Annotated in this window: 17 protein-coding genes and 1 pseudogene; 7 read left to right on the top strand and 11 right to left on the bottom strand. The window is 71.3% G+C overall.

What is annotated here, in order from left to right; genetic code table 11:
• Positions 1-37: 37 nt before the first annotated feature.
• Both ACGF8B_RS09800 and ACGF8B_RS09795 read left to right on the top strand, forming a co-directional pair.
• A complete protein-coding gene (locus tag ACGF8B_RS09800; RefSeq protein WP_392736415.1) occupies positions 38-1,306 on the top strand; it encodes an aminotransferase in 1,269 nt (422 codons plus the stop codon).
• Positions 1,307-1,433: 127 nt separating this feature from the next.
• Positions 1,434-2,471: a Rieske 2Fe-2S domain-containing protein gene (locus ACGF8B_RS09795; RefSeq protein WP_392736413.1), complete on the top strand. Its 1,038-nt coding sequence runs from the start codon at positions 1,434-1,436 to the stop codon at positions 2,469-2,471.
• A 306-nt stretch (positions 2,472-2,777) separates the two neighbouring features.
• Here ACGF8B_RS09795 and ACGF8B_RS09790 read toward each other — a convergent pair whose 3' ends face one another.
• Positions 2,778-3,047: a helix-turn-helix domain-containing protein gene (locus ACGF8B_RS09790; protein WP_385822600.1), complete on the bottom strand. Its 270-nt coding sequence runs from the start codon at positions 3,045-3,047 to the stop codon at positions 2,778-2,780.
• A gap of 41 nt (positions 3,048-3,088) precedes the next feature.
• On the opposite strand from ACGF8B_RS09790, the gene map reads away from it, so the two are divergent.
• Positions 3,089-3,856 carry a type I methionyl aminopeptidase gene (map, locus tag ACGF8B_RS09785; RefSeq protein WP_392736411.1) on the top strand — a complete coding sequence of 256 codons (768 nt, stop codon included), beginning with the start codon at positions 3,089-3,091 and terminating at the stop codon, positions 3,854-3,856.
• Between the two features lie 51 nt (positions 3,857-3,907).
• Here the strand turns inward: map and ACGF8B_RS09780 are convergent, their stop codons facing one another.
• The 3 genes from ACGF8B_RS09780 to ACGF8B_RS09770 form a co-directional block, all read right to left on the bottom strand.
• Positions 3,908-4,606 (bottom strand): glycoside hydrolase family 75 protein, encoded by a 699-nt coding sequence (locus tag ACGF8B_RS09780; protein WP_266489359.1) that lies wholly within the window; start codon positions 4,604-4,606, stop codon positions 3,908-3,910.
• 179 nt (positions 4,607-4,785) lie between these two features.
• Positions 4,786-6,594 (bottom strand): gamma-glutamyltransferase, encoded by a 1,809-nt coding sequence (gene ggt, locus ACGF8B_RS09775; RefSeq protein WP_392736409.1) that lies wholly within the window; start codon positions 6,592-6,594, stop codon positions 4,786-4,788.
• A gap of 199 nt (positions 6,595-6,793) precedes the next feature.
• Positions 6,794-9,523, bottom strand: coding sequence for an ATP-binding protein (locus ACGF8B_RS09770; RefSeq protein ID WP_392736407.1), 2,730 nt, complete (start codon positions 9,521-9,523; stop codon positions 6,794-6,796).
• Between the two features lie 68 nt (positions 9,524-9,591).
• Between ACGF8B_RS09770 and imm45 the strand changes: the two are divergent.
• Positions 9,592-9,879, top strand: a pseudogene (gene imm45, locus ACGF8B_RS09765) (Imm45 family immunity protein); the annotation flags it as partial.
• A 98-nt stretch (positions 9,880-9,977) separates the two neighbouring features.
• On the opposite strand, the gene ACGF8B_RS09760 reads toward imm45, so the two are convergent.
• From ACGF8B_RS09760 to ACGF8B_RS09745, 4 genes are all read right to left on the bottom strand, one after another.
• Complete coding sequence (locus ACGF8B_RS09760; protein WP_392736405.1) at positions 9,978-10,325, bottom strand: YciI family protein; 348 nt, start codon at positions 10,323-10,325, stop codon at positions 9,978-9,980.
• Between the two features lie 86 nt (positions 10,326-10,411).
• Positions 10,412-11,305 (bottom strand): virginiamycin B lyase, encoded by an 894-nt coding sequence (locus ACGF8B_RS09755; RefSeq protein WP_392736403.1) that lies wholly within the window; start codon positions 11,303-11,305, stop codon positions 10,412-10,414.
• 149 nt (positions 11,306-11,454) lie between these two features.
• Positions 11,455-12,396, bottom strand: coding sequence for a GNAT family N-acetyltransferase (locus ACGF8B_RS09750; protein WP_392736401.1), 942 nt, complete (start codon positions 12,394-12,396; stop codon positions 11,455-11,457).
• Positions 12,397-12,404: 8 nt separating this feature from the next.
• Positions 12,405-12,974: a dihydrofolate reductase family protein gene (locus tag ACGF8B_RS09745; RefSeq protein WP_392736399.1), complete on the bottom strand. Its 570-nt coding sequence runs from the start codon at positions 12,972-12,974 to the stop codon at positions 12,405-12,407.
• A gap of 367 nt (positions 12,975-13,341) precedes the next feature.
• On the opposite strand from ACGF8B_RS09745, the gene rph reads away from it, so the two are divergent.
• Positions 13,342-15,936, top strand: a complete 2,595-nt coding sequence (gene rph / locus ACGF8B_RS09740; RefSeq protein ID WP_392736397.1) for a rifamycin-inactivating phosphotransferase — start codon at positions 13,342-13,344, stop codon at positions 15,934-15,936.
• A gap of 256 nt (positions 15,937-16,192) precedes the next feature.
• On the opposite strand, the gene murJ is transcribed toward rph, so the two are convergent.
• A complete protein-coding gene (gene murJ, locus ACGF8B_RS09735) occupies positions 16,193-17,857 on the bottom strand; it encodes a murein biosynthesis integral membrane protein MurJ (RefSeq protein ID WP_392736395.1) in 1,665 nt (554 codons plus the stop codon).
• A gap of 361 nt (positions 17,858-18,218) precedes the next feature.
• On the opposite strand from murJ, the gene ACGF8B_RS09730 reads away from it, so the two are divergent.
• Complete coding sequence (locus ACGF8B_RS09730; RefSeq protein ID WP_392736498.1) at positions 18,219-19,427, top strand: Ig-like domain-containing protein; 1,209 nt, start codon at positions 18,219-18,221, stop codon at positions 19,425-19,427.
• Between the two features lie 142 nt (positions 19,428-19,569).
• The gene (locus ACGF8B_RS09725) at positions 19,570-21,165 is read left to right on the top strand and encodes a CocE/NonD family hydrolase (RefSeq protein WP_392736393.1); all 1,596 of its coding nucleotides are present in this window, start codon (positions 19,570-19,572) and stop codon (positions 21,163-21,165) included.
• Between the two features lie 58 nt (positions 21,166-21,223).
• Here ACGF8B_RS09725 and ACGF8B_RS09720 read toward each other — a convergent pair whose 3' ends face one another.
• Entirely contained in the window at positions 21,224-22,096 is an 873-nt protein-coding gene (locus tag ACGF8B_RS09720) for an amino acid ABC transporter permease (protein ID WP_392736391.1), read from the bottom strand.
• Positions 22,093-22,737, bottom strand: a complete 645-nt coding sequence (locus tag ACGF8B_RS09715) for an amino acid ABC transporter permease (RefSeq protein WP_392736389.1) — start codon at positions 22,735-22,737, stop codon at positions 22,093-22,095. The genes ACGF8B_RS09720 and ACGF8B_RS09715 overlap by 4 nt, the downstream gene beginning before the upstream one ends.
• Positions 22,738-22,744: the final 7 nt, after the last annotated feature.

Genomic DNA, 22,744 nt, shown 5'->3' with positions numbered 1-22,744 from the left:
GCCCCCGATCAGAGCGGCACCTGCGAGAGGAATCACCATGACCACCGAGCTGAGCCCCGACGCCCTGTCCGGGCTCCTCGACCGGGCCCGTCAGGACTACCAGGACCTGGCGGGACTCGGGCTCTCGCTCGACCTCACCCGGGGCAAGCCGGCCCCCGAGCAGCTGGACCTCTCCGAGGACCTGCTGAGCCTGCCGGGCGGGCGGCACACCTCCGCCGGTGGCGTGGACGTACGCAACTACGGCGGGCTCCAGGGGCTGCCCGAACTCCGGGAGATCTTCGCCGGGGTGCTCCAGGTGCCGGCCGGCCAGCTGCTCGCCGCCGGGAACTCCAGCCTTGAGCTGATGCACGACTGCCTGGTGCACGCCCTGCTCAGCGTGGTGCCGGGCGCCGAGTCGCGCTGGGTGGACCAGGACCGGATCGCCTTCCTGTGTCCGGTGCCCGGTTACGACCGGCACTTCGCGCTCTGCGAGCGGTTCGGGATCGACATGATCCCGGTGCCGATGACCGCCGACGGCCCGGACATGGAGACCGTGGAGCGGCTGGTCGCCGAGGACCCGGCGATCAAGGGCATCTGGTGCGTGCCGAAGTACAGCAACCCGGACGGCGTCTGCTACAGCGACGCGACCGTGGCCCGGCTCGCCGCGATGAGCACCGCCGCCCCCGACTTCCGGATCTTCTGGGACAACGCCTACGCCGCCCACCACCTCACCGACGAGCCCGTGGAGATCGCCGATCTGCTCGGTGCCTGCGCCGAGGCCGGCAACCCGGACCGGGCGTTCGTGTTCGGCTCCACGTCGAAGATCACCGCGGCGGGTGCGGGCGTCGCGTTCTTCGGCTCCTCGCCCGCGAACCTCCAGTGGCTGCTCGGCAACAACGCCAAGCGTTCGATCGGCCCGGACAAGGTGAACCAGCTGCGGCACGTCATGTTCCTGCGGGACGCCGAGGGGGTGCGGGCCCACATGGAGCACCAGCGCGCCCTGCTCCAGCCCAAGTTCGAGGTGGTGGCCCGGATCCTGGACGCCGAGCTCGGCGGCACCGGTCTCGCGACCTGGACCTCGCCCAGGGGCGGGTACTTCGTCACCCTGGAGGTGGCGGACGGCTGTGCCAAGGAGGTCGTACGCCGGGCCGCCGAGGCGGGCATCGTGCTGACCCCGGCCGGCGCCACCCACCCGTACGGCGACGACCCGCGCGACGCGGTCATCCGGATCGCGCCCAGCTATCCGGGGCTCAAGGAGCTGGAGCAGGCGATCGCGGGGCTCGCCGTCTGCGTCAGGCTCGTGGGGTACGAGCAGCAGGCCCGCTAGGACCTCTCGTCCGGATCGACGTCAACTCCCTTCCGATTCCTTCCCGTTCGAGTGATGTGCGGTTTTCGGGGAGGATCCCGGAGCGGCCTGGGCAGTGTCCAGGGGACCGATTCCGGAAGGGGATGTGGTGGGACTGTCACGCGAGTTCGGGCGCGCCATCAGCGAGGGGCCGACAGCGGCCGACGTCGCGGGCGCGCCCGCTCTGCCCTGGCCGAGCGGCTGGTCCGCGCTGGCGTTCTCCGAGGAGCTGCGGCCGGGCACCGTCCTGACCCGCCCCTTGGCGGGCGAGGACGTGGTGCTCTACCGGCTCGGGACGGGGGCGGTCCGCGCCATCCGCCCCTACTGCCCGCATCTGGGGGCGCATCTCGGGCTGGCCAGGGTCGAGGGGGACGACCTCGTCTGTCCGTTCCACTTCTTCGCGTTCGGCCCGGACGGCGCGTGTGTGCGTACCGGATACGACACGAAGCCGCCGAGGTCGCCGTTGTCGCAGCTGCCGGTCCAGGAGGTCAACGGCGCGGTGTTCGTGTGGCGGCACCACGACGGCCGGGCTCCGGACTGGACGATCCCGGCCTGGCACGAGATCGGCCACCGGCCCGCCCGCAGCGCCGCCTGGGAGCTGGCAGGCAATGTCCAGGAAGTCATCGAGAACTCGGTCGACCTCGGCCATTTCGCCACCCTGCACGGCTGGGCCAGGGCCGAGATCGGCGGGCCGGTGGTCTACGACGACGCCTCGTTCCATGTCTCCATGCGGGCCCACGAGTCGGCGCCGCTCCTGGGCGACTTCGTCGTCGATGTGGAGGTGGACGGGTACGGGCTCGGCTGCCTGCACGCCGATGTGCACACGGCCCGGCTGGGCCTGCGGATGTGCACGATGGTGATGCCGACGGCGATCGCGCCCAACCGGATGCAGTTCCGGCAGCGCAATCGCATCGCCTTCGCCGAGCCGTCCCGGCTGCCGGCCCCGCTCGCCCGTGCGGTGAGCCGGACCGCGGCCAGGGTGCTGGACCGCGCCGTCTTCCGGTCCAGCTGCGAGTTCACCGCCGCGGACTTCCCGATCTGGAATCACAAGCAGTACCAGCAGCCACCGCGGCTCGCTCCCGGCGACGGCCCGATCGGCCCGTTCCGCCGCTGGGCCCGGCGGTTCTACCCGCCGGCCCCGGAGTGACCGGCCCGGGGGCGCCCGCTCGGGCTGCCGCCGCGATGCCCACCATCCGCAGGGCGTGGGCGACGTCCCGCTCCCCGGCCGGTGGGACGGCACGGGCCGCGGCCGGCAGTGGCGCACGAGACGTTCCGGATCGTCCGCCGCGGCCTTCGCCACGTCCGGCGGAGTCCGTACACGGACGCGGGCGCCCGGCAGTGCCCGCGCCTGCGGCCCTTGACCGGACCGTTCCAGGGCCGACACCGCGGCGGCGATCTCCCCGGCGGCCACGCTGCGGTCGAGGTGCGGCCACAGGCGCCACGGGGCCCGCCACTACCCCGCCAGCGGCACCGCGTCCGGTTCCGGGGCCGAGCGGGCGAGGATCTCGTCCATCGAGAGCCCCAGCGCCCCGGCCAGCGCGGCGACGGTGAAGAAGGCGGGGGTGGGGGCGCGTCCGGTCTCGATCTTGCGCAGTGTCTCGGCGGAGATTCCGGCGCTCGCCGCGATCTCGACCATGCTGCGTCCGCCGCGCGCCTCACGCAGCAGCACGCCGAGGCGTTCGCCGCGACGGCGCTCTTCCGGGGTCAGGGGCGTTCGTACCATGCCGTCATTCTAATACCGCTGAGACCGGTATAGTAATTGGCATGGTGAAGCTCAAGACAGACACATCCATCGAAGCCATGCGCGAGACCGGCCGAGTCGTGGCGCAGCTCCTGACCGCCGCCCGGGAAGCGGCCGCGGTCGGCGTCTCCCTGCGCGAACTGGACGAGGTGGCCCGCGGCGTACTGCGTGAAGCGGGCGCCGGATCCCCGTTCCTGAACTACCGGCCGCATTTCGCGCCCACCCCCTTCCCCGCCGTGATCTGCGCGTCGGTCAACGACGCGATCGTGCACGGCATCCCGACCGACCAGCGACTGCGCGACGGCGATCTGGTCAGCATCGACGCGGGTGCCACACTGGGCGGCTGGGCCGGCGACTCGGCGATCAGCTTCACCGTCGGCCACGCCCGGCCCGATGACACCCGGCTCGTCGAGACCGCCTTCGCGGCACTGGAGGCGGGCATCGCGGCGGCGGTCGTCGGCAACCGGATCGGCGACATAGCGCACGCGATCGGCACGGTCTGCCGCGGTGCGGGGTACGGCATCCCGGAGGGGTTCGGAGGGCACGGCATCGGCCGGTCGATGCACGAGGACCCGGCCGTCCCCAACGAGGGACGACCGGGTCGCGGCATGCTGTTGCGGCACGGGATGGTGCTGGCGATCGAGCCGATGCTGATCGGCAGCGGCAAGGACGACTACTACCCGGACCAGGACGGCTGGACGCTGCGCACGTCCGACGGCAGCCGGGCCGCGCACGCCGAGCACACCGTGGCGATCACCGACGACGGCCCGCGCATCCTGACCGCGTTGTGACCATCCGTCCGCCGCAGGCCGGCGAGGCCGCCGACCTCCCTGGTGCGGCCGCTAGTTGTTCTGGATGAACTGCTTGGCGAGAGCGTCGCCCGCGGTGACGGCGGCACTGTGGCTCTCGATCGGAGAGACCTTGGAGTTCTTGAACAGGATGTAGGTGACGCCGGATTCCGCGCCGCCGGTCTCCGGGTCCGGGTCGATGCCGAGGGCCTTGGCGGTGGCGTACGAGGCCTCACCGATGATCTTGTTGGGGCCGGTGTCACCGACGACCGCGTACTCGACCTTGTTGTCGTAGATGACGGCGACGACGCCTCCGCCCTTGATCCCGGCATCGCTGTAGTTCCAGATGCTGCTGGTGCTCGGCACGACGACGTACGGCAGTTTCTCGGCGTTCAGCGGCTTTCCGGCGGAGGTCTCGAAGGCCGTCCCGTTCTGGAACCAGGGGTCGGTGTCCTCGTTGCAGGCGGCGGTGATCTCGCCGTCGCAGTCGACGTCCATGTCGGCCTTCCAGAACACCGCTCCGTTCTTGCCGCAGACCGGAACGGTCGCAGACGTCTCCTCGTCCGTGCGGTACTTGCCGTTGGATATCTGCGAACACGAAGTGACCTTGGCCAGCAGATCGGCCGCGCTGACGGACCCCTCCTTGAGGTTCGCGCCCCGGGCCGGTCCGGCGTGGGCGGCCGGGCTCAGGGTGACGGTGGCGAGCAGGGCGGCGCCGGAGGCGGCAGCGAGGGCGAGCGTTCGGGTACGCACAGTGGGGGTGCCCTTCCATCAGGAAACTTTCCTTACCGACGCGCACAACATGGCCCCGCCCGGACGCCGCCGTCAAGACCACGGGGGCTGGTTCCCGGTGAATCCTCACCAGGAACCAGCCCCGTACAGAACATTATTGACGCACCGTCACCAATATTCTGGCCGTCGGCCGCCCACCGTCACGGGCGTCCGCTCGGCCGCACGACCATGGCCGAGCCGCCGCCCCGGCGCACCGTCTCCGCGGCTGCCAGCCACCGTCCGTCGGGCAGTCGCTGCACACCTGTCGCGGCCCCGATCTCCGGGTTGGGCTTGAATACGTGCCCCAGCGACTCCAGCTCCGCCCGGACCGGGCTGTTCCACAACTCCGGTTCGATCTCCGTCGTCGCGGAGTTGCGCTGACTGGCGCGCGGGGCCGCGATGGCATCGACCAGCGGAAGCCGCCGGTCGACCGTGCCGATGAGCGACTGGAGCACGGTCGTGATGATCGTGGCACCACCCGGCGACCCCAGCGCCAGCACCGGCTCGCCGTGCTTCAGCACGATCGTCGGCGAGATGGACGAGCGCGGGCGCTTGCCCGGACCGGGCAGATTCGGGTCGTGGACGGCGGGGTTGGCGGGCGCGAACGAGAAGTCCGTCAGCTCGTTGTTGAGCAGGAAGCCACGCCCCGGCACGGTGATCCCACTGCCGCCGGTCTGCTCGATCGTCAGGGTGTACGCGACGACATTGCCCCACTTGTCGGCCGCGGTCAGATGGGTGGTGTTCTCCCCCTCGTACGTCGTCGGGGCAGCCGTTCCCCCGCTGCGGCAGTCGGCGGGGTGTCTCGGGTCGCCCGGCGCGAGCGGACTGGTCAGCACCGCGTCGTCCTTGATCAGGCACTCCCGCGCGTCGGCGAACCGCCGGCTCAGCAGTTCCCGCGTCGGCACGTCCTCGAACGCCGGGTCACCCACCCAGCGCCCCCGGTCCGCGAAGGCGATCCGGCTGGCCTCGATGTAGCGGTGCAGATACCGCGCCTCGCTCGCCTTCGAGAGGTCGGTGTGCTCAAGGATGTTGAGCGCCTCGCCGATGCTGGTGCCGCCGGACGAGGAGGGCGCCATGCCGTACACGTCCAGGCCCCGGTAGCCGGTCCTCGTCGGCGCCTGCCGCAGCGCCCGGTAGGACCGCAGGTCCTTCGCGGTGAGGTCGCCGGGCCGCACCACCCGGGTGGACCCCGGGTCCACGGGCGGGTTGCGGACGGTCCGTACGACGTCGGCGGCCAGCGCTCCCCGGTACAGCTCGTCGACGCCCTTGCGGCCCACCTGTTCGTAGGTGCGCGCCAGGTCGGGGTTCTTGAACACCGAGCCGACCACCGGGAGTTGACCGCCCGGCAGGAACAGCTTCCGGGTCGCCGGGAAGTCGGCGAACCTGGCCTGATTGCCCTCAGTCTGCGAACGGAACGTGCTGTCGACGACGAAGCCGTCCCGGGCGAGCCGCTCGGCCGGCTTCAGCACCTGCCACAGCGACTTGCTGCCCCAGGTGTCGAGCGCGGTGTCCCAGGTGGCCGGGGTTCCCGGGGTGCCCACGGCCAGTCCGCTGGTGACGGCCTCGTCGAAGGCGAGCGGCTTGCCGTTCTCCAGGAACAGCGAGGAGTCCGCGCTGCGCGGTGCGGTCTCCCGGCCGTCGATCGTCTCCACGGTGCGCCTCTTGGCGTCGTAGTAGACGAAGTAGCCGCCCCCGCCCAGGCCCGCCGAGTAGGGCTCGGTCACACCGAGCGCCGCCGCGGTCGCCACCGCGGCGTCCACCGCGTTGCCACCCTTGCGGAGCACCTCGATTCCGGCGGCCGAGGCGTCCGCGTCGACACTGGCGACCGCCCCTCCGTAGCCCACCGCGACGGGCGACTTGGGTGGTTGCGCCGACGGTGGCGCGGACGAGGACGGGGCCGCCGCCCCGATGGTGACGACAGCGGCGAGAACAGCCGACAACGACACATTCCGCGCGACGGAACGTCTCATGCGCGCACCTCCAGTGCTGGATCGTCAGCGCAGAGTAACGCCGCGCCGCCCGCCCCGTCAGGTCCGCCGTGAAGCCGGGCCGAATGCCCACCGGCGTGCCCGCCGGTGACTGACGGCGCACACGATGCCGTGCCGGACGCGGCAGCCGCCGCCGTCCGCCCTTCGCCGGACCGGATCACCCGTGCTCAGGGCCTTGCCGTCAGGAGGCGAGCAGGTCGGCGAGCTCTGTCCGTGAGCTGATGCCCAGCTTGGGAAACGCGCGGTAGAGGTGGTGTCCCACGGTGCGCGGGCTCAGGAACAGTTGGGTGGCGATCTCACGGTTGGTGGCACCGCTGGCCGCGAGTCGGACCACCTCGCGTTCCTGCGAACTCAGGCGGTTGATGGGTGAGTCGACGGCATCGGACGGGCAGGTGGTCTCACCGGCGGCGTGCAGTTCCGTGGCCGCCCGGCGGGCCCACGGCTGTGCGCCCAGCTTGTCGAAGAGCTCCCTCGCGGTACGCAGATGGCCGCGGGCGTCGAGTTTGCGGCGGCCCCGGCGCAGCCACTCGCCGTAGAGCAGTTCGGTGCGGGCACGCTCGAAGTCGCAGCCCCCGTGGTGCAGATCGAGGGCCGATGTGTAGTGCTTCTCGGCCGAGGTGTCCGGGCCGGTCAGGGCGGCGCAGCGGTGGGCCTGTGCCGTGAAGTGGTGTTGCCGCAGGTCGTCCGCCCAGCTCATGAGCTGTTTCGCGGGTTCCCTCGCCCGTTCCGGATGGCCCGCGCGAACGGCGGCCTCGATCAGGTCGGGCATCAGGTGCCGGGTCAGGAAGGGATGTCCCACTGCGTGCCGGGCCGCCTCCAGGTGTTCCAGAGCGTCCTGAGCACGTCCGAGGCCGAGGTCGAGCAGCCCCATCGCCCACAGCGCATCCGCCGTGCCCCGTCCGACGCCGCGGGGGCGGGTGTACTCCAGTGCCGGGCCGGTCAGTTCACTGGTGTGTTCCGCCTCCCCGCGGACGGCCGCGAGCACCGCGAGCAGGGCACGCAGATGGGCGGCCCGGTGGTCCAGGTCGTAGGCCTCCGCGAGCCGGAGCGCTTCGGCGGCGTGCGTGTGCGCGTCCTCGTGCCGGCCCAGCGCCAGCTCCGCCTGGGCGAGCAGGTGCAGTGTGGTGGGCAGCCATCCGCCGATGCCCTGCTCCCGGCAGTGGGTGACCGCCGCGGTGGCCAGCTCGTACGCGCTCTCGTGGGCGGCGACCAGTTGGCAGTAGATCCCGGCCATCAGCCGGTCCATGAGGCCGCTCCCGTCGAGACGGGCGGCCCCGACGTGTTCGTCCAGCGTCCGGAGTGCGCCGGGAATGTCACCGGCGAGCAGCTTCGCGGGCGTGGCCACCACGGGCAGGCCGGGGGTGCGCACGGCTATTTCCATCATGAGGGCCGCGTCGCCGGCCGAGAAGGCCGCGTGGATGGCGTCGGTCAGCAGGGGGGCGAGTTTGTCGGGGCGGCCGGCTGAGACCGTTTCGGTGCATTCGGCCAGCAGGCGGGCGGCCTGCCCGGGACTGCCGTAGCCCAGTTCGACCACGGAGCGCGCGCGGGCGAAGTCCGCCGCCATGCCCGGGTCCGGGAGGGGCAGCGGCACCTGGTCGGTGAGGGCACGGCATCGTTCGTCCTGGCCGGCTTCGCTCGCCTTCTGCGCGGCGTTGATCAGGCGGCGGGCGCGCCTGGACGTGTCCGCGGTGAGGTGAGCGGCGCGTTCGTACGCGGCGGACGCGGACGCCATCGCCTGCCGGCTGCCCGCCCACTCGGCGACCCGCTCCAGCTCACCGGCGACCCGCTCGTCCGGGCGGGTCGCCGCGGCGGCCAGATGCCAGGCGCGTCGATGTGCGTGCACGGGTCCGTCCAGGACCGCGACGAGCGCCTGATGCCCCGCCAGTCTCTGGGCCAGCGGAGCGCTCTGATAGGCGGCGAACCGGATGAGGGGGTGCCGGAAGCGCAGCCGCTGCGCGGAGACGAGGACCAGTTCCGCGCGCTCGGCCGGCGCCAGGTCCCCGACCTCCCCGCCGAGCCCGGCCGCGGCGGCCAGCACCGTGGGCAGGTCCCCGGTGTCGTCCGCGGCGGCCACCGTGAGCATGCGCCGGGTGGCGTCGGGGAGGCGGCGGATCTGCTCGGCGAAGGCGTCCCGCAGCCGGCTCGGTGGCGCCGACTGCGCATCCGGCAGCGTCAACGGACCGAGCTGCCCCGCCCGTTGAGCGGGCGTCAGGGACGCTGCCAGTTCCTGCAGGGCCAGTGGGTTGCCCTGGGCCTGATCGATGATCCATTCGGTGACCGGGGGTGCGAGGCGGGGCAGCATCGACGCCGCCGACCGCCGGTCGACTCCGGTGACGGTCACCTGGGGCAGGGCCTTCGCTCCGCTCGCCGCGGAGGTCTCGCGCGCGGCGAAGAGCATGACGACACCTTCGGCCCGCAGCCGCCGGGCGGTGAAGACCAGCGCGTCCACGGAAGGCCGGTCGAGCCACTGCAGGTCGTCGACCACACACAACAGGGGCTTCTCGGCGGCCGCTTCGGAGAGCAGCGACAGCGTCGCGAGCCCGATGGTGAGACGGTCCCGCACGGCCTCGTCGCTCAGGCCGAAGACCGCCCGCAGGGCTCCGGCCTGCGGTGGCGGCAGCAGATCGAGCCGGTCCAGCACCGGCAGAAGAAGCTGATGGAGTCCGCCGAAGGCCAGCTCCATCTCCGACTCGATGCCCTCGACCCGCAGCACGCTCACGCCTTCGGCGTGGGCGACCGCGTAGTCGAGGAGGGTGGTCTTGCCGATGCCGGCCTCTCCGTGCAGGAGCAGGCATTCGCTCTTCCCGCGATGGGCGTCGGCGAGCATCCGACGGATACGGCACTGCTCTTTCGCCCGTCCCTGCACCACGCGTTCCCCCAGCCCCCGTCCCCGGCCGCGACCGGGCGTCATGATCGTCACTATACGGGGACAAGGTCTTGAAAAGACCTGGTCAGGGCAGGCCCGACAGCATCCCGGTCATGACATGGATCCTGCTGGGTGAACACCCGGAGGAGTTTTCTCGCGGGGCTGTCCTCCAGCTCCCGGCCCGGTGGCCGTACGAGGCGACCGTCGAGTTCATGCTCGCGAAGCTGCCTCCGGATTCGGACGGCCGAATGGGTCTCGTCGTGACCACCGGCTGCAAGGCCGGGCTGTGGGTGGTGTCCCTGCCGGACGGGGCGTTCGTGGCGGAGCGGCCATGGGCGCTGTCGGCGGCGTGGCTGCGCGACAACGGGACGGCCCGGGTCCACCCGGAGACGGACCCCGAGAAGATCCTGGTCCGAGCCGGCTGCTCCCGTCGCAACAGCGCGGCCGGTGGCGGACAGCCCGTCGATCCGGACGGGACGGAGTCTCAGGCCGGGACGTCTCAGGCCGATTCGAGCAGCGGCCGGATCTCGACCGTCTCGGAGGTACCGAGGGCCTTGGCCAGTTCCACGGCCTCCTCACGATCGGCGACGTCGATCACGAACCAGCCGCCAAGAGTCTCCTCGCCGGGGTGCGCCGGCCCTCCGGTCACGGTGGGCGCCCCGTCAGTCGTCCTGCGCACGGTCACCGCGGCCACCTGCTCGGTGTCCAGGGCATCGCCACCGACCAGTTTTCCCGCCGCCACGATCTGCCCGATCCAGTCTTCGTAGGCCGCTCGGTGGGTGTCCCGGTCGGTCCGGATCCGCTTGCGCGACTCGTCCGTCTCGAAGATCACGAGTGCGTATTTCATGGGGTTGCCTCCTCGTTCTGGGTGTCGTCCAAAGGCGCTGTCGCTCAGGCTTTCCGGGCAAGGTGTGCCCGGCCGCCCCGACCGGGTCAGGCGTCCGGACCCCGGGTGATGCGGATGAGCGCGCCGATCTCCAGTGCCGCCCACACGCCGCCGTCCGGGCCGGCGCAGATGCCGTGCGGTTCCGAGTCGGCGGTCGGCAGGTCGTGCACGGTGATCGTCCCGTCGGGGGTGATGGAGCCGACACGGTTGGCACCCCACTCGGTGAACCACAGCGTTCCGGAGCTGTCGGGGGTGATGGCATGCGGCCGGGACGTACGGTCGGGCAGTGGGTACTCGGTGATCCGGCCGTCGGGGGTGATGCGCCCGATCTGCCCGGCGCCGATCTCCACGAACCAGAGCGCCCCGTCGTGGCCCGCCGCGATGCCCACCGGGGCGGCGGATTCGGTCGGCAGGGTGTGCAGGGTGACGGCCCCGTCCATGCCGATCCGCCCGATCCCGTCGGCCTGGTTCATGGTGAACCACATCCCGCCGTCCGGGCCCGCGGTGATCGCGGAGGGGAAGGCTCCGGTGACCGGCAGCGGAAATTCGGTGACACGGCCGTCGGTGGTGATCCGGCCGATCCGGTCGGCGGCGGTCTCGGTGAACCACAGTGCCCCGTCCGGCCCGGCGGCGATCCCGAACGGCCCGCACTCCGCCGTGGGCAGCGCGAACTCCGTGACCGCGCCGTCGAGAGCGATCCGGCCGATGCGGTGTGCCCGGTACTCGGTGAACCACAGGGCGTCGTCCGGTCCGACGGCGATGACCGTCGGGCCGCACTCCGGGTCGAGCCGGTGGGTCGAGAGCGCGTCTCCGGGCACCAGCCGTCCGATGCTTCCGCCCTGGACCAGGGTGAACCACAGCGCCCCGTCCGGGCCGCCGGTGAGCGAGTACGGGCCGCTGCCCGCCTCGGCCACGGCGAACTCCTCGATGAACACAGCCATTCAGGCTCTCCCTCTCTTCCTGCGGCGCACCGTGGTGGGTCCGGCGCCGCGCGCGGCTCGCGTCCGGCAGCTCCGCGTCCGGACAGCGGTTGATCAACTTGCCTTTCCATCATGCCTGTTGCCGAGAGACGCCCCGGAACCGGTGGCTCTCATGCCGCCGTGGCTGAATAGATCATGCGGATCTGCGAGATCCGGTAGCCGGCGCGGCCGAAGGCCGCGGCCATCGGCGCGTTGCCGGTGTCCGTGGTGGCGGTGATCAGCTCGCTGCCCGCGTCCGCGTGGATGCGGGTGATCTCGGCGAGCAGTTCGTCCACGTACCCACGGCCACGGAACTCGGGTACGACACCCAGGTAGCCGACGTTACGGGCGTACGGTGTCGCGGACGGGAGAGCGAGCCCGACGACCTCCCCGTCGGGGGCGTACGCCAGCCGCCACCACTCCCGCCGGCCGGGACAACCGAGGTAGAAGTCCATCTCGGCCCGAGCGGTCGCATCGGCGCCCTTGGCCTCCAGGCTCCGGCGGGTCTCGTCGTCCAGGCTGCCGACAGCTATCCGCCGGAACAGCCGGAGGAACTCCTCGTCCGGCCCCGGAGCAAAGGTCAGCTTCCCCCCGGCCCGGGGGAGGCCCCGATCCGGTGTCCACTCCAGGCGCAGCCGCTCCACTTCCCGCGTGAGCCCGGCCCGCACCGCGGCCCGGCCCCGCCATTCGACGGCCGCCACCGCGGCAGGGTCGTCGCGCCAGCCCACGGGCAGCGTCAGGTTGTACAGCGGAGGCTTGGGCGCCCCCTGAGCGGCGAACGCCCGCAGACCGGCGGCCAGCAACCCTGCCGCGGCTTCCGTCCGGTCGGAGCATGCGGGATCGACGTACAGGCAGTCCAGGGCGACGGGGTGGGCGCTGTCCGCCTGCCCCCACCAAAGGGCTCGCGCCACCACCCGCCCGTCGTCCTCGGCGATCCAGGTCCACTCGGGCCGGTACATCCCCTGCCGCAACTCGTCCTGGTAACGGTCGGCGTCTATCCAGCCCACCGGCTCGTCCACGGTCACTGCTACGACGCGCGCCAGGTCGGCCTCGGTCGTGGGTCGGAACAACACGTGCTCTCCTACTGCTTGGCGTATGTGGTGACCGTCGTCCCGGTGGTGAAGACCCGGGATCCGGTCAGGGTGAAAGGGGAAGGGGCGAACGAGGTGCGGAACAGGGGGATGCCGTCGCCCAGCACCACCGGATACCGGTGCACGATCAACTCGTCTATCTCCCCCAGTAATTGACCGGCCAGCACGGCACCGCCGCAGAGCCAGACGCCCAGGCCGGGCCCTCGCTTCAGCGCGCGGACGAACTCCACCGGATCGTCGGCCACGACAGCGATCTCGGGGTCGGGGCACAACAGGGCCGTGGAGAAGACGTACTGCCGCAGGTGCGGATACGGGCTGGTCGTGCCGTCCGCTCGCGCCGCCTCGTAGGCGCCGGGCCCCATGACAACCGTGTCGAACTTCTTGTTGGGCGTGCCGGCGACACCCAGGAATCTGCGGACGTGATGCGGGACGGTCTCGGGGTGCTCGGCAAGAATCGCGGCCTTCAGGTCACCGTCGAATCCGGTGGAGTCGTACTGTCCGTCCGGACCGGCGACGAAACCGTCGACGCTGCAGCCGATGAGGTAGGTGAGCCGACGCATGCGGGGCCGCTTTCGATCCGTGGCTGCCAGGGACAACACGACACTAGGCAGCCGGCGTCCGGCGGGCATCGGTCGACCCGACGTAATGTGACCGGTCGCGACCGGGACCTGCCCCGGGCGGCATGGGCAGACATGCCGACGACGGCTGTCGGGCGGCGCCCGACCGGGGAGAAGCCCCGGCCCCCACCGCGAAGAGGACCGGCCCCCCGCAGCAAAGAAAAGGGCAAGGAGAACTCTCTCCCTGCCACTTTCAACGTATAGCGCGCCGGGGGGCTTGCCGCAAGGCCCGGGTCACGGCGCAGAATCGTCGGCCGGTGCCACAACCTGCGGTAGATCAATGGGACACGACTGTCCCGGAGGCAGAACGATGAACGAGCAGTACGTGTTGGACCTTCAAGAGGCCGACGGAACGCAGATCGCGGTCGTCGGCGGCAAGGGCGCGCAGCTGGGCGAGCTGTCGCGGATCGAGGGCATCGGTGTGCCTGGGGGCTTCTGCGTGACGACAGCCGCCTTCCGGCGGATCATGGCGCAGGCGCCGTCGATCGACGAGCGGCTCGACCGGCTGACACGCCTGGACCCGGACGACCGGGAGGCGGTCCGCGCGCTCGGCGCGGAGATCCGGCGGATCATCGAAGGGATCGTCGTCCCGGGTGATGTCGCGGCCGCGATCACCCGCGCGCTCGCCGGACTCGGCGAGCGGACCGCCTGCGCCGTACGGTCCAGCGCGACGGCGGAGGACCTGCCGACGGCCTCCTTCGCCGGCCAGCAGGACACGTATCTGAATGTCGTGGGACCGGCGGCGGTCCTCCGGCACATCAGCCGGTGCTGGGCCTCGCTGTTCACCGAGCGGGCCGTGACCTACCGACGGCGGAACGGTATCGACCACCGTACGGTCCACATGGCCGTGGTCGTGCAGCGGATGGTCCTTCCGCACGCGTCCGGGATCCTGTTCACGGCCGACCCCGTCACGGGCAACCGAACGGTCACCACCGTGGACGCCGGCTTCGGTCTCGGCGAGGCCCTCGTCTCCGGTCTGGTGAATCCGGATGTCTTCAGGGTGCGGGACGGTGAAGTCGTCGGCAGGTCGATCGCGGCCAAGGAGCGTGCCGTTCACGCTGCGCCGGGCGGCGGTACGCGGGAAGTGGCGATCGCCGCGCAGCGGCGGGAGCAGCCGGCGCTGACGGATGCGCAGGCCGTGCGGCTCGCGGGGCTCGGGCGGCGGATCGAGGCACACTTCGGCTGCCCGCAGGACATCGAATGGTGCCTGACCGACGATGGTTTCCGGATCGTTCAGAGCAGGCCGATCACCACGCTGTTTCCCGTCCCCGAGAGCGGTGACCGGGAGAATCACGTCTACCTCTCCGTGGGCCATCAGCAGATGATGACCGACCCCATGAAGCCCCTGGGGATCTCCGTGTGGCAGCTGACGGCCATGGCGCCGATGCACGAGGCCGGCGGGAGGCTGTTCGTCGACGCCACCCGGCGCCTGGCCTCGCCCGCGAGCCGGGCCGGCCTCCTGGACGTGGTGGGGAGGGGCGATCCGCTGATCAGGGACGCGCTGGAGACGCTCCTCGCCCGCGGTTTCGTCCCGTCGCTGCCGGACGCGGGCCCCGGCCGGCCGTCGGCCGACGGCACGCCCGCCGGGATCGGGACCGATCCGACCGTCGTCACGGAGCTGATCGAGCGCAGCCGGGCATCCGTCGCCGCACTGGAGCGCGACATCCGGACGAAGAGCGGACCGGCGCTGTTCGACTTCCTGCTGAAGTCCTTCGAGGAGCACAAGCGGGCCCTGGTCGATCCGCTGAGCCTCCGGGCGGTGATGGCGGGGATGGAGGCGACGTGGTGGCTGAACGACAGGTTGTGGGAGTGGCTGGGTGAGAAGAACGCGGCTGACACGCTGACGCTGTCCGCCCCCGGCAACGTCACGTCGGAGATGGGGCTGGCGCTGCTCGACGTCGCGGACGTGATCCGCCCGCGGCCGGAGGTGGTGGCGTTCCTCCGGAGTGCCACGGACGAGGGCTTCCTGGACGAGCTGGCGGAGCTCGCGGGCGGGACCGAGGCGCGCGACGCCATCGAGGCCTACCTCGACCGGTACGGCATGCGCTGCACCGGCGAGATCGACATCACGAGGCCGCGCTGGCGCGAGCGCCCCACCACGTTGGTGCCCGCGATCCTCGACAACGTCAGGAACTTCGGGCCCGGCGCCGCCGAGCGGCGCTTCGAGCAGGGGCGCCACAGGGCGCGGGAGAAGGAACGCGACGTGCTGTCACGCCTGCGGGCCCTGCCGGACGGGGACCGGAAGGCCGACGAGACCAAGCGGATGATCGACCGGGTCAGGGCCTTCATCGGATACCGGGAGTACCCGAAGTACGGCATCGTCAGCCGCTACTTCATCTACAAGCGGGCACTGCTGGAGGAGGCCGGACGACTCGTGCGGGCCGGTGTGCTCCCGGAGAAGGAGGACATCTTCTTCCTCACGTTCCAGGAACTCCACGACGTCGTGCGCTCGGGCCGGGTGGACGACCGGCTCGTCCAGGCGCGCAAGGACACGTTCCGCTCCCACCACGCGCTCACCCCGCCCCGGGTGCTCACCTCGGACGGTGAGGCCGTCACCGGGGCGTACCGGCGCGACGGTGTGCCGGACGGCGCCCTGACCGGCCTCCCGGTTTCCGCCGGGACCGTCGAGGGCCGGGCTCGCGTCGTCCTCGACATGGCACAGGCCGACCTGGAAGCGGGCGACATCCTGGTCACGGCCTTCACGGACCCCGGCTGGTCGCCGCTGTTCGTCGGAATCGCGGGCCTGGTGACCGAGGTGGGCGGCCTGATGACCCATGGCGCGGTGATCGCCCGGGAGTACGGCCTGCCGGCCGTCGTGGGCGTGGAGCAGGCCACCCGGCTGATCCGTGACGGACAGCGGATCCGCGTGCACGGAACGGACGGTTACGTCGAGATCCTGCCTTGACGACGACACCGGCCGACCGGCGTACGGGCGGCGGGCGTACGGGCGGCCGGGCGTACGGGCGGCCGGGCGGCCGGGCGGCCGGCGGCCAAACGGCGCGGCAGCCCCCGATCGAGCAGGGGCTCCGCCTGCGGCAGACCTTCGTGGAAGACCTCTTCGACGCGCGGCCCGCCGAGTCGGGCCTTTCGCGGGCCGCGCGGCCCCCGTACCGTTTCCGCGCGACTCGCGCGGGGCGGCGGGCCGGGTCCCCGGCCCGGGGTCAGGCCCGCCGCAGCCGCCTTCGCCCCGCCGTGAGCACGGCGCTGACCTCCCGCAGCCGGAACGGCCGCGCCAGCAGTGCCACCGCGAGCAGCAGGACCAGGGTGCCCGCACCCACCGCGGTGAAGTCCCCGTGGCCCGCGCAGGCCCGGGCGGCGAAGTACGCCGCCGCCCCGGCGGGCACCGCAGCGGCCACCAGCCGGAACTGCGCCCACAGTGTGGGCGAGCGCAGCGGTGAGGTGGCGGTCGCGCCGCTGCCGCGGACCCTGCGGTGCAGCACGTACGCGGTGGCGGCGAAGCCCGCGAACAGGGCGACGGAGTAGGCGCCGGCCATCCCCGTCACGGCCCAGCGGACCGGCAGCAGCAGATAGGCGGCGGCCGAGAGCCCGGCGTTGAGCGCCGCGATCACCAGGTTGAGGAGGAACGGTGTGCGGGTGTCGCTCATCGCGTAGAACGCCCGGGAGAGCACGTACTGCCCCGAGTAGGCGACGAGGCCGGGTGCGAACGCCATCATCATGCCCGCCATCACGGCGGTGCCCGCGTCGTCCGTGGCCCCGTATCCGTAGACGGCCCCGATCACCCACGGCGCCAGCGCGAACAGCAGGGCCGTCGCGGGCACCACGACCGCGGCCGAGGTGCGCAGGGCGTACGAGACGTCGCGCCGCAGGCCCGGCAGGTCGTTGTCGGCGGCCGCCCGGCTCATCCGGGGCATCAGTGCGGTGACCAGCGAGACGGTCACGATGCCGTGCGGGACCACCCACAGCTGATAGGCGTAGCTGTACGCGGTGTAGCCGGGGCCTCCCGCCATGTCCAGGTCCGCGGCGCGCTGGCCGACGGTGGTGGAGAGCCGGGTCACCACCCAGTAGGCGATCTGGTTGGTCAGTACGAGGGCCACCAGCCAGCCGGCCGCGCGCAGCGGCCGGGTGAGACCGCTGCCCCGCCAGTCGAACCGGGGCCGCCAGCGGAACTTCGCGGCGCGCAGCGCGGGCACCAGGGCGAGCGTCTGGACGACGATCCCGGCCGTCGTGCCCCAGCCGAGCAGCCGGGCCTGTGCCTGGGTCAGCGTTCCGTCGGAGTCCGCCGCGATGCTCAGGTGGAGCCCGAACACGGCGATGATCACGATGTTGTTGAGGACCGGGGTCCACATCATCGCGCCGAACCGGCCCCGGGCATTCAGTACTTGGCCGAGCAGGGTGAACAGTCCGTAGAAGAGGATCTGCGGCAGGCAGTAGCGGGCCAGGGCGACGGTCAGTTCCGCCTGTGGGCCGTGGTAGCCGGGAGCGTAGACCGAGACGATCCACGGGGCGGCGAGGACGGTGATGCCGGTGAGGGCGAGGAGGCCGAGGGCGCAGAGGGTGAGCAGCCGGTCGGTGTACGCGGCTCCGCCGTCGGCGTGGTTCTTCGCCGCGCGCACCAGTTCGGGGACGAAGACGGCGTTGAGGGCGCCGCCGATGAGCAGGGTGTAGAGGATGTTGGGCACGGTGTTGGCGACGTTGTACCCGTCGGCCTGGAGCCCGGTGCCGAGCGCGGCGACGACGACCGCCGAGCGTATGAAGCCGGTCGCCCTGGAGACGATGGAGCCGGCCGCCATGACGGCGCCGTTGCGCAGTACCGAACGGGACTTGTGGTCCGCGACCTCGGTGGTGGTCGCTTCGGTGGCGGTCACCGGCGGGCCGGTCGTGCCGGGCGCCCCTGATGCCCCTCGTACAGCGTGTTGTTCGCGGCTCCGCCCACCGGTGTCTCCCACTCTCCGCGCGTCTCGACGGCCCGGCCGCCGTTGCCGGGCTTCGGGCGGAGGGGGTCGTCGGGGTCAGGGGTGGAGGGTACCCCGTGCCTCGTCCGGCCCCGGGTGCCCGTCGAACGGTCCGGGGCCGGAGCCGGGCGGCGGATGTGACCGGACGACGACCGGTCTGATGCGTTACATGTCACACAGGGCATTTCCCGGTTTTCGGATGTTTTGCGGAACCGGCCGCCGGCTGTGCGCCTCTCCCTCGGCGAGAAGCAATGCCTTGGAGGTTTTTCCGTTGATCACTGCACGCCGGCCCGTACGCCGCACCGCTCCGCCCGGCCGCCCGGCCCGGCTCACCCTGGTCGCCGGTGGCGCGGTGCTCGGTGTCGTGCTCACCGCCTGTTCCGGTGCCGCCGCCTCGGACTCGGAGTCGGACAAGGGCGGCGCGGCCGCGTCCTCGGAGGCCAGGATCTCGGTGAACCTGCGGGGCGGTCAGGCTGCCCCGGGGGCGCCGGTGAAGGTGACGCTCGACACCGGGAAGCTGAAGACGGTCGCGGTGAGCGCGGACGACGGCGGGGCGCTCACCGGCCGGATATCCGCCGACGGCAGGACCTGGACGTCGGACCGGGTGGCCGCGCCCGGCACCACGTACGGCATCGAGGCGAAGAACACCGAGGGCGGCGGCGCCAGGGCGGGCTTCACCACCGCCGCCGCCGACAAGGTCAACAAGCTGACGCTGGCCCCCGGCAAGAACACCACGGTCGGCGTCGCCCAGCCGCTGTCGGTCGTCTTCGACAACCCGGTGAAGGACAGGGCGGCGGTCGAGAAGGCGCTGAAGGTCTCCACCTCGAACAACACCGAGGGCTCCTGGGGCTGGCTGCAGGACTACTCCGGCAAGGACCGCGTCGACTGGCGGCCCAAGGAGTACTGGAAGCCGGGTACGAAGGTCACGCTCGACGCCGATCTCAACGGCATCGACTCCGGCAGGTCCGGCGGCTGGTTCGTGCGCGACTACCGGACCACCTTCACGATCGGCGCCGAGCAGGTGGTCAAGGTCGATCTCGACCGCCACCGGCTGGCGCTGAAGCGGGACGGGAGGACCGTCATGGACGTGCCCATGTCGGCCGGCACCCCGGGCGGCGAGAAGGCGTCCTGGCGCGGGACCGCCGTGCTGATGTCCAAGGAGGGCACGATCAACATGCGCTCCGAGACGGTCGGCCTCGGCGACGCCTACGACAAGATGGTCGACTCGTCGATGAGGCTGACCTGGTCGGGGATGTACGCCCACGCGGCTCCATGGAACGCGGCCTACTTCGGGGTGGCCAACCACAGTTCGGGCTGCGTCGGGATGAGCGACGCCGACGCCGGCGCGCTGTACGGGCAGGTGCGGGTCGGCGACCCGTTCGAGATCACCGGCGCGGACGCCAAGGGCACGGTGGCGGAGGGCAACGGGTACGGGGCGTGGAACGTGTCGTGGGCCGACTGGCAGGCGAAGAGCGCGCTGTAGCGGGAGGGCGGGGCGGTCCGCCGGGCCCCCGTCGCCCCGGCCGGCAATTGTTACTCTCACGTAACTTACCGATGAGTTACCACGGGTAAGGAGCCGGGGTTACCGTCGGGTCACTTTGCCCCGCCCCCGTGAGGAGTGACCCGTGGGACGTCCGTACCCGGCTCTGCGCACCACCGCGTCCATCGGAACCGCCGCCGTCCTCTTCGCCGGAGCCGCCCTCGCCGCGGCTCCGGCGGCCGCCGCCCGGACTCCCGCCACGCCGGTCGCGGCGTCCGCTCCGGGCCCGGAGTTCCACGACATCCCCGGCTCCGGCGGGATCACCCTCAAGGGCAATGTGTTCACGCCGGCCGGAGCGGAGCCCGGCACCAAGCACCCGCTGATCGTGCTGCCCACCAGCTGGGGCCTGCCGCAGGTCGAATACTTCGCCCAGGCCCAGCAGCTCGCCGACTCCGGCTATGTGGTGGTGAGTTACACCTCACGGGGCTTCTGGCTCTCCGGCGGGAGGATCGAGGTCGCGGGAGAGCCGGATCTCGCGGACGTCTCCTCGGTCATCGACTGGGCCCTCGCCGGCACCCCGGCCGATCCGGACCGCATCGGCATGGGCGGCGTCTCCTACGGCGCGGGCATCAGCCTCCTAGCGGCCGGGCACGACAAGCGGATCAAGGCCGTGGTCGCGCTCAGCGGCTGGGCCGATCTCATCGACTCGATCTACAGCGGCCGCACCCAGCACCTCCAGGCCGCCGCCCTCCTCGGTGGCTCCGGCCTGCTCACCGGCCGCCCGAGCGACGAGCTGACCCGGACGCTCACCGACTTCCTGGGCTCCGACCTCACCAAGGAGGAGGACATGATCGCCTGGGGGAAGAAGCGTTCCCCCGCCGCGTACCTCGACGAGATCAACGCCAACGGCGCCGCCGTCATGATGGGCAACGCCTGGGGCGACACGATCTTCCCGCCCAACCAGTACGCCTCGTTCTACGAGAAGCTCAGCGGCCCCAAGCGTCTGGAGTTCCGTCCGGGCGACCACGCCACGGCGGAGGCCACCGGACTGCTCGGCCTGCCCAACGACACCTGGACCGACGCCCACCGCTGGTTCGACCGCTATCTCAAGGGCGAGCGCAACGGCATCGACCAGGAGCCGCCGGTCCAGCTCAAGTCCCGTACGGACGGCGGCTACGAGGGCTACCCGGACTGGAGGTCGGTGGGCGCCGCCGAGGAACGGATCGGGCTCGACGGCACCAGGCGGATCCTGGCGAACATCGACTCCGGCGCCAACGGCGGCATCGTCATGCTGTCCAACGCGCTCGACCAGTTCGTGAAGCTGCCGCCGCTCGCCTCCGTCCCGCTGCTCCCCCGCGCCTTCGCGGGCGTCTGGCAGTCCGGGAAGTACCCGGTGGAGAAGCGGGTGCGCGGCACGGTGAAGGTCCACACCACGGTGACCCCGAACAAGGAAAGCGGCACCTTCGTCGCGTATCTCTACGACGAAGGGCCGCTCGGCCTCGGAAAGCTGGTCAGCAACGCCCCCTATACCTTCCACGGGCGGACGCCGGGCCGGCCGTTCCCCGTAGACCTGGAGCTGTTCTCCACCGCCTACGACGTTCCGGCCGGTCACCGCCTCACCCTGGTGATCGACACCGTCGATCCGCTCTACATCGAGCACAACCCGACCGGATCACAGCTGACCTTCTCCTCGTCCCCGGCGGACCCGTCGTACGTGTCCGTACCGTTGCGCGAGAAGTGATCACCGGCTGCTGCCGGGCGGGCACCGCTCCGCTGGGACCGCCTGGTGGCGGACCCGGCTACTGCACTCCCGGCAGCAGCGTTCCTGGTTCGGCCGGTGCGATCTCCACGGCCTTCATCTTCGGATTGCGCCGTTCCCGCTTGGCCACCCAGGTCGCGAACCAGGAGAGCAGCATGCACATCCCGATGTAGATCGGCGAGATCACCATCACCACGGGGATGAAGGGAAGATCGTAGTCGAGGTTGGATGCGATGAGCTTGCCCGCATGGAGGAATTCCTCATAGGTGATCAGATAGCCGAGCGAGGTGTCCTTCAGCGCCACGACCAACTGGCTGATGATCGTGGGCAGCATGGCGCGCACCGCCTGCGGGGCCAGTACGAACGTGGTGACCTGCGTCTTGCGCAGCCCCAGGGCGTACGCGGCCTCGGACTGGCCGCGCTCCACCGAGATGATCCCGGTGCGGAACACCTCGGCGAGCACCGAGCCGTTGTACAGGGTCAGACCGGCGACCAGGGCGGGCAGCGGCTGCACCTTCAGCGCCACGAAGATGAAGAAGATCATCACCAGTACGGGCATGGCCCGGAAGAACTCCACCAGCAGCGTCGCGATCCAGCGCACGGCCCGGTGCTCGGAGAGCCGGCCGACGGCGAGGACCGCGCCGAGCAGGAGCGAGAGCACCGCGGCGTACGCGAACGCCTTGAGGGTGTTGCCCAGCCCGCGCAGCAGCAGTTCCTGGATGCCCTTGTACTCGAAGGGCGTCCACTTGGCGCTGGTGAACTGTCCGGTGTCGAAGAGCAGATAGAGGACCCAGCCGAGCAGGGCGAGGATCAGGGCCGTGGAGACGATCCCGTAGAGCAGATGGCGTTTGCGGGTCGCCGGGCCCGGGATGTCGTAGAGCGCGGTGGCGGACGGTGCGGTGCGGGTGGTCATCGGGCGACTCCCCAGCGCTTCTCCATCACGTTGAAGAGCGCACTGATGGACAGGGTGATGATCAGGTAGCCGACGGCGATCCAGATGAAGGTCCAGATGATGCTGTAGCCCAGCTCGTTGAGGGTCTTGTAGGTGCCGAGCAGTTCGGTGACGCTGAACGCCCCGGCGATCGCCGAGTTCTTGGCGAGGGCGATGAGCGTGGAGCCGACCGGCGGGATCACGGAGCGGAACGCCTGCGGCAGCACCACGGTGTTCAGCGTCTGGCCGAACGTCATGCCGAGGCTGCGGGCCGCCTCGCCCTGTCCGGTCGGCACGGTGTTGATGCCCGAGCGCAGCACCTCGCAGATGAACGCGGAGGTGTAGCAGCCGAGCGCGAGGACCGCGAAGACCTCGAAGGGCAGGACCAGTCCGAAGCGCGGCAGTCCGAGCAGGACCGCGAAGAAGAGCAGGGTCAGCGGGGTGTTGCGCAGCACCGTCACCCATACCGTGCCGAGCACCCGCAGCGCGCCGACCGGGGACACCCGGCAGGAGGCCATGAAGAAGCCGAGGACCAGGGCCAGGATCGAGGAGTAGACGGTCAGTTCGACCGTGCCCAGGAAGCCCTTGCCGTAGAGCGAGAAATTCTCGGTGAGTACGTCCATGGTCGAT

This window comes from Streptomyces sp. NPDC047917, from assembly GCF_043204345.1.
GTDB classification, from domain to species: Bacteria; Actinomycetota; Actinomycetes; order Streptomycetales; family Streptomycetaceae; genus Streptomyces; species Streptomyces sanglieri.
Note: the sequence above shows the minus strand (reverse complement) of the source record. Positions and strands in the feature narration are given on the sequence as shown.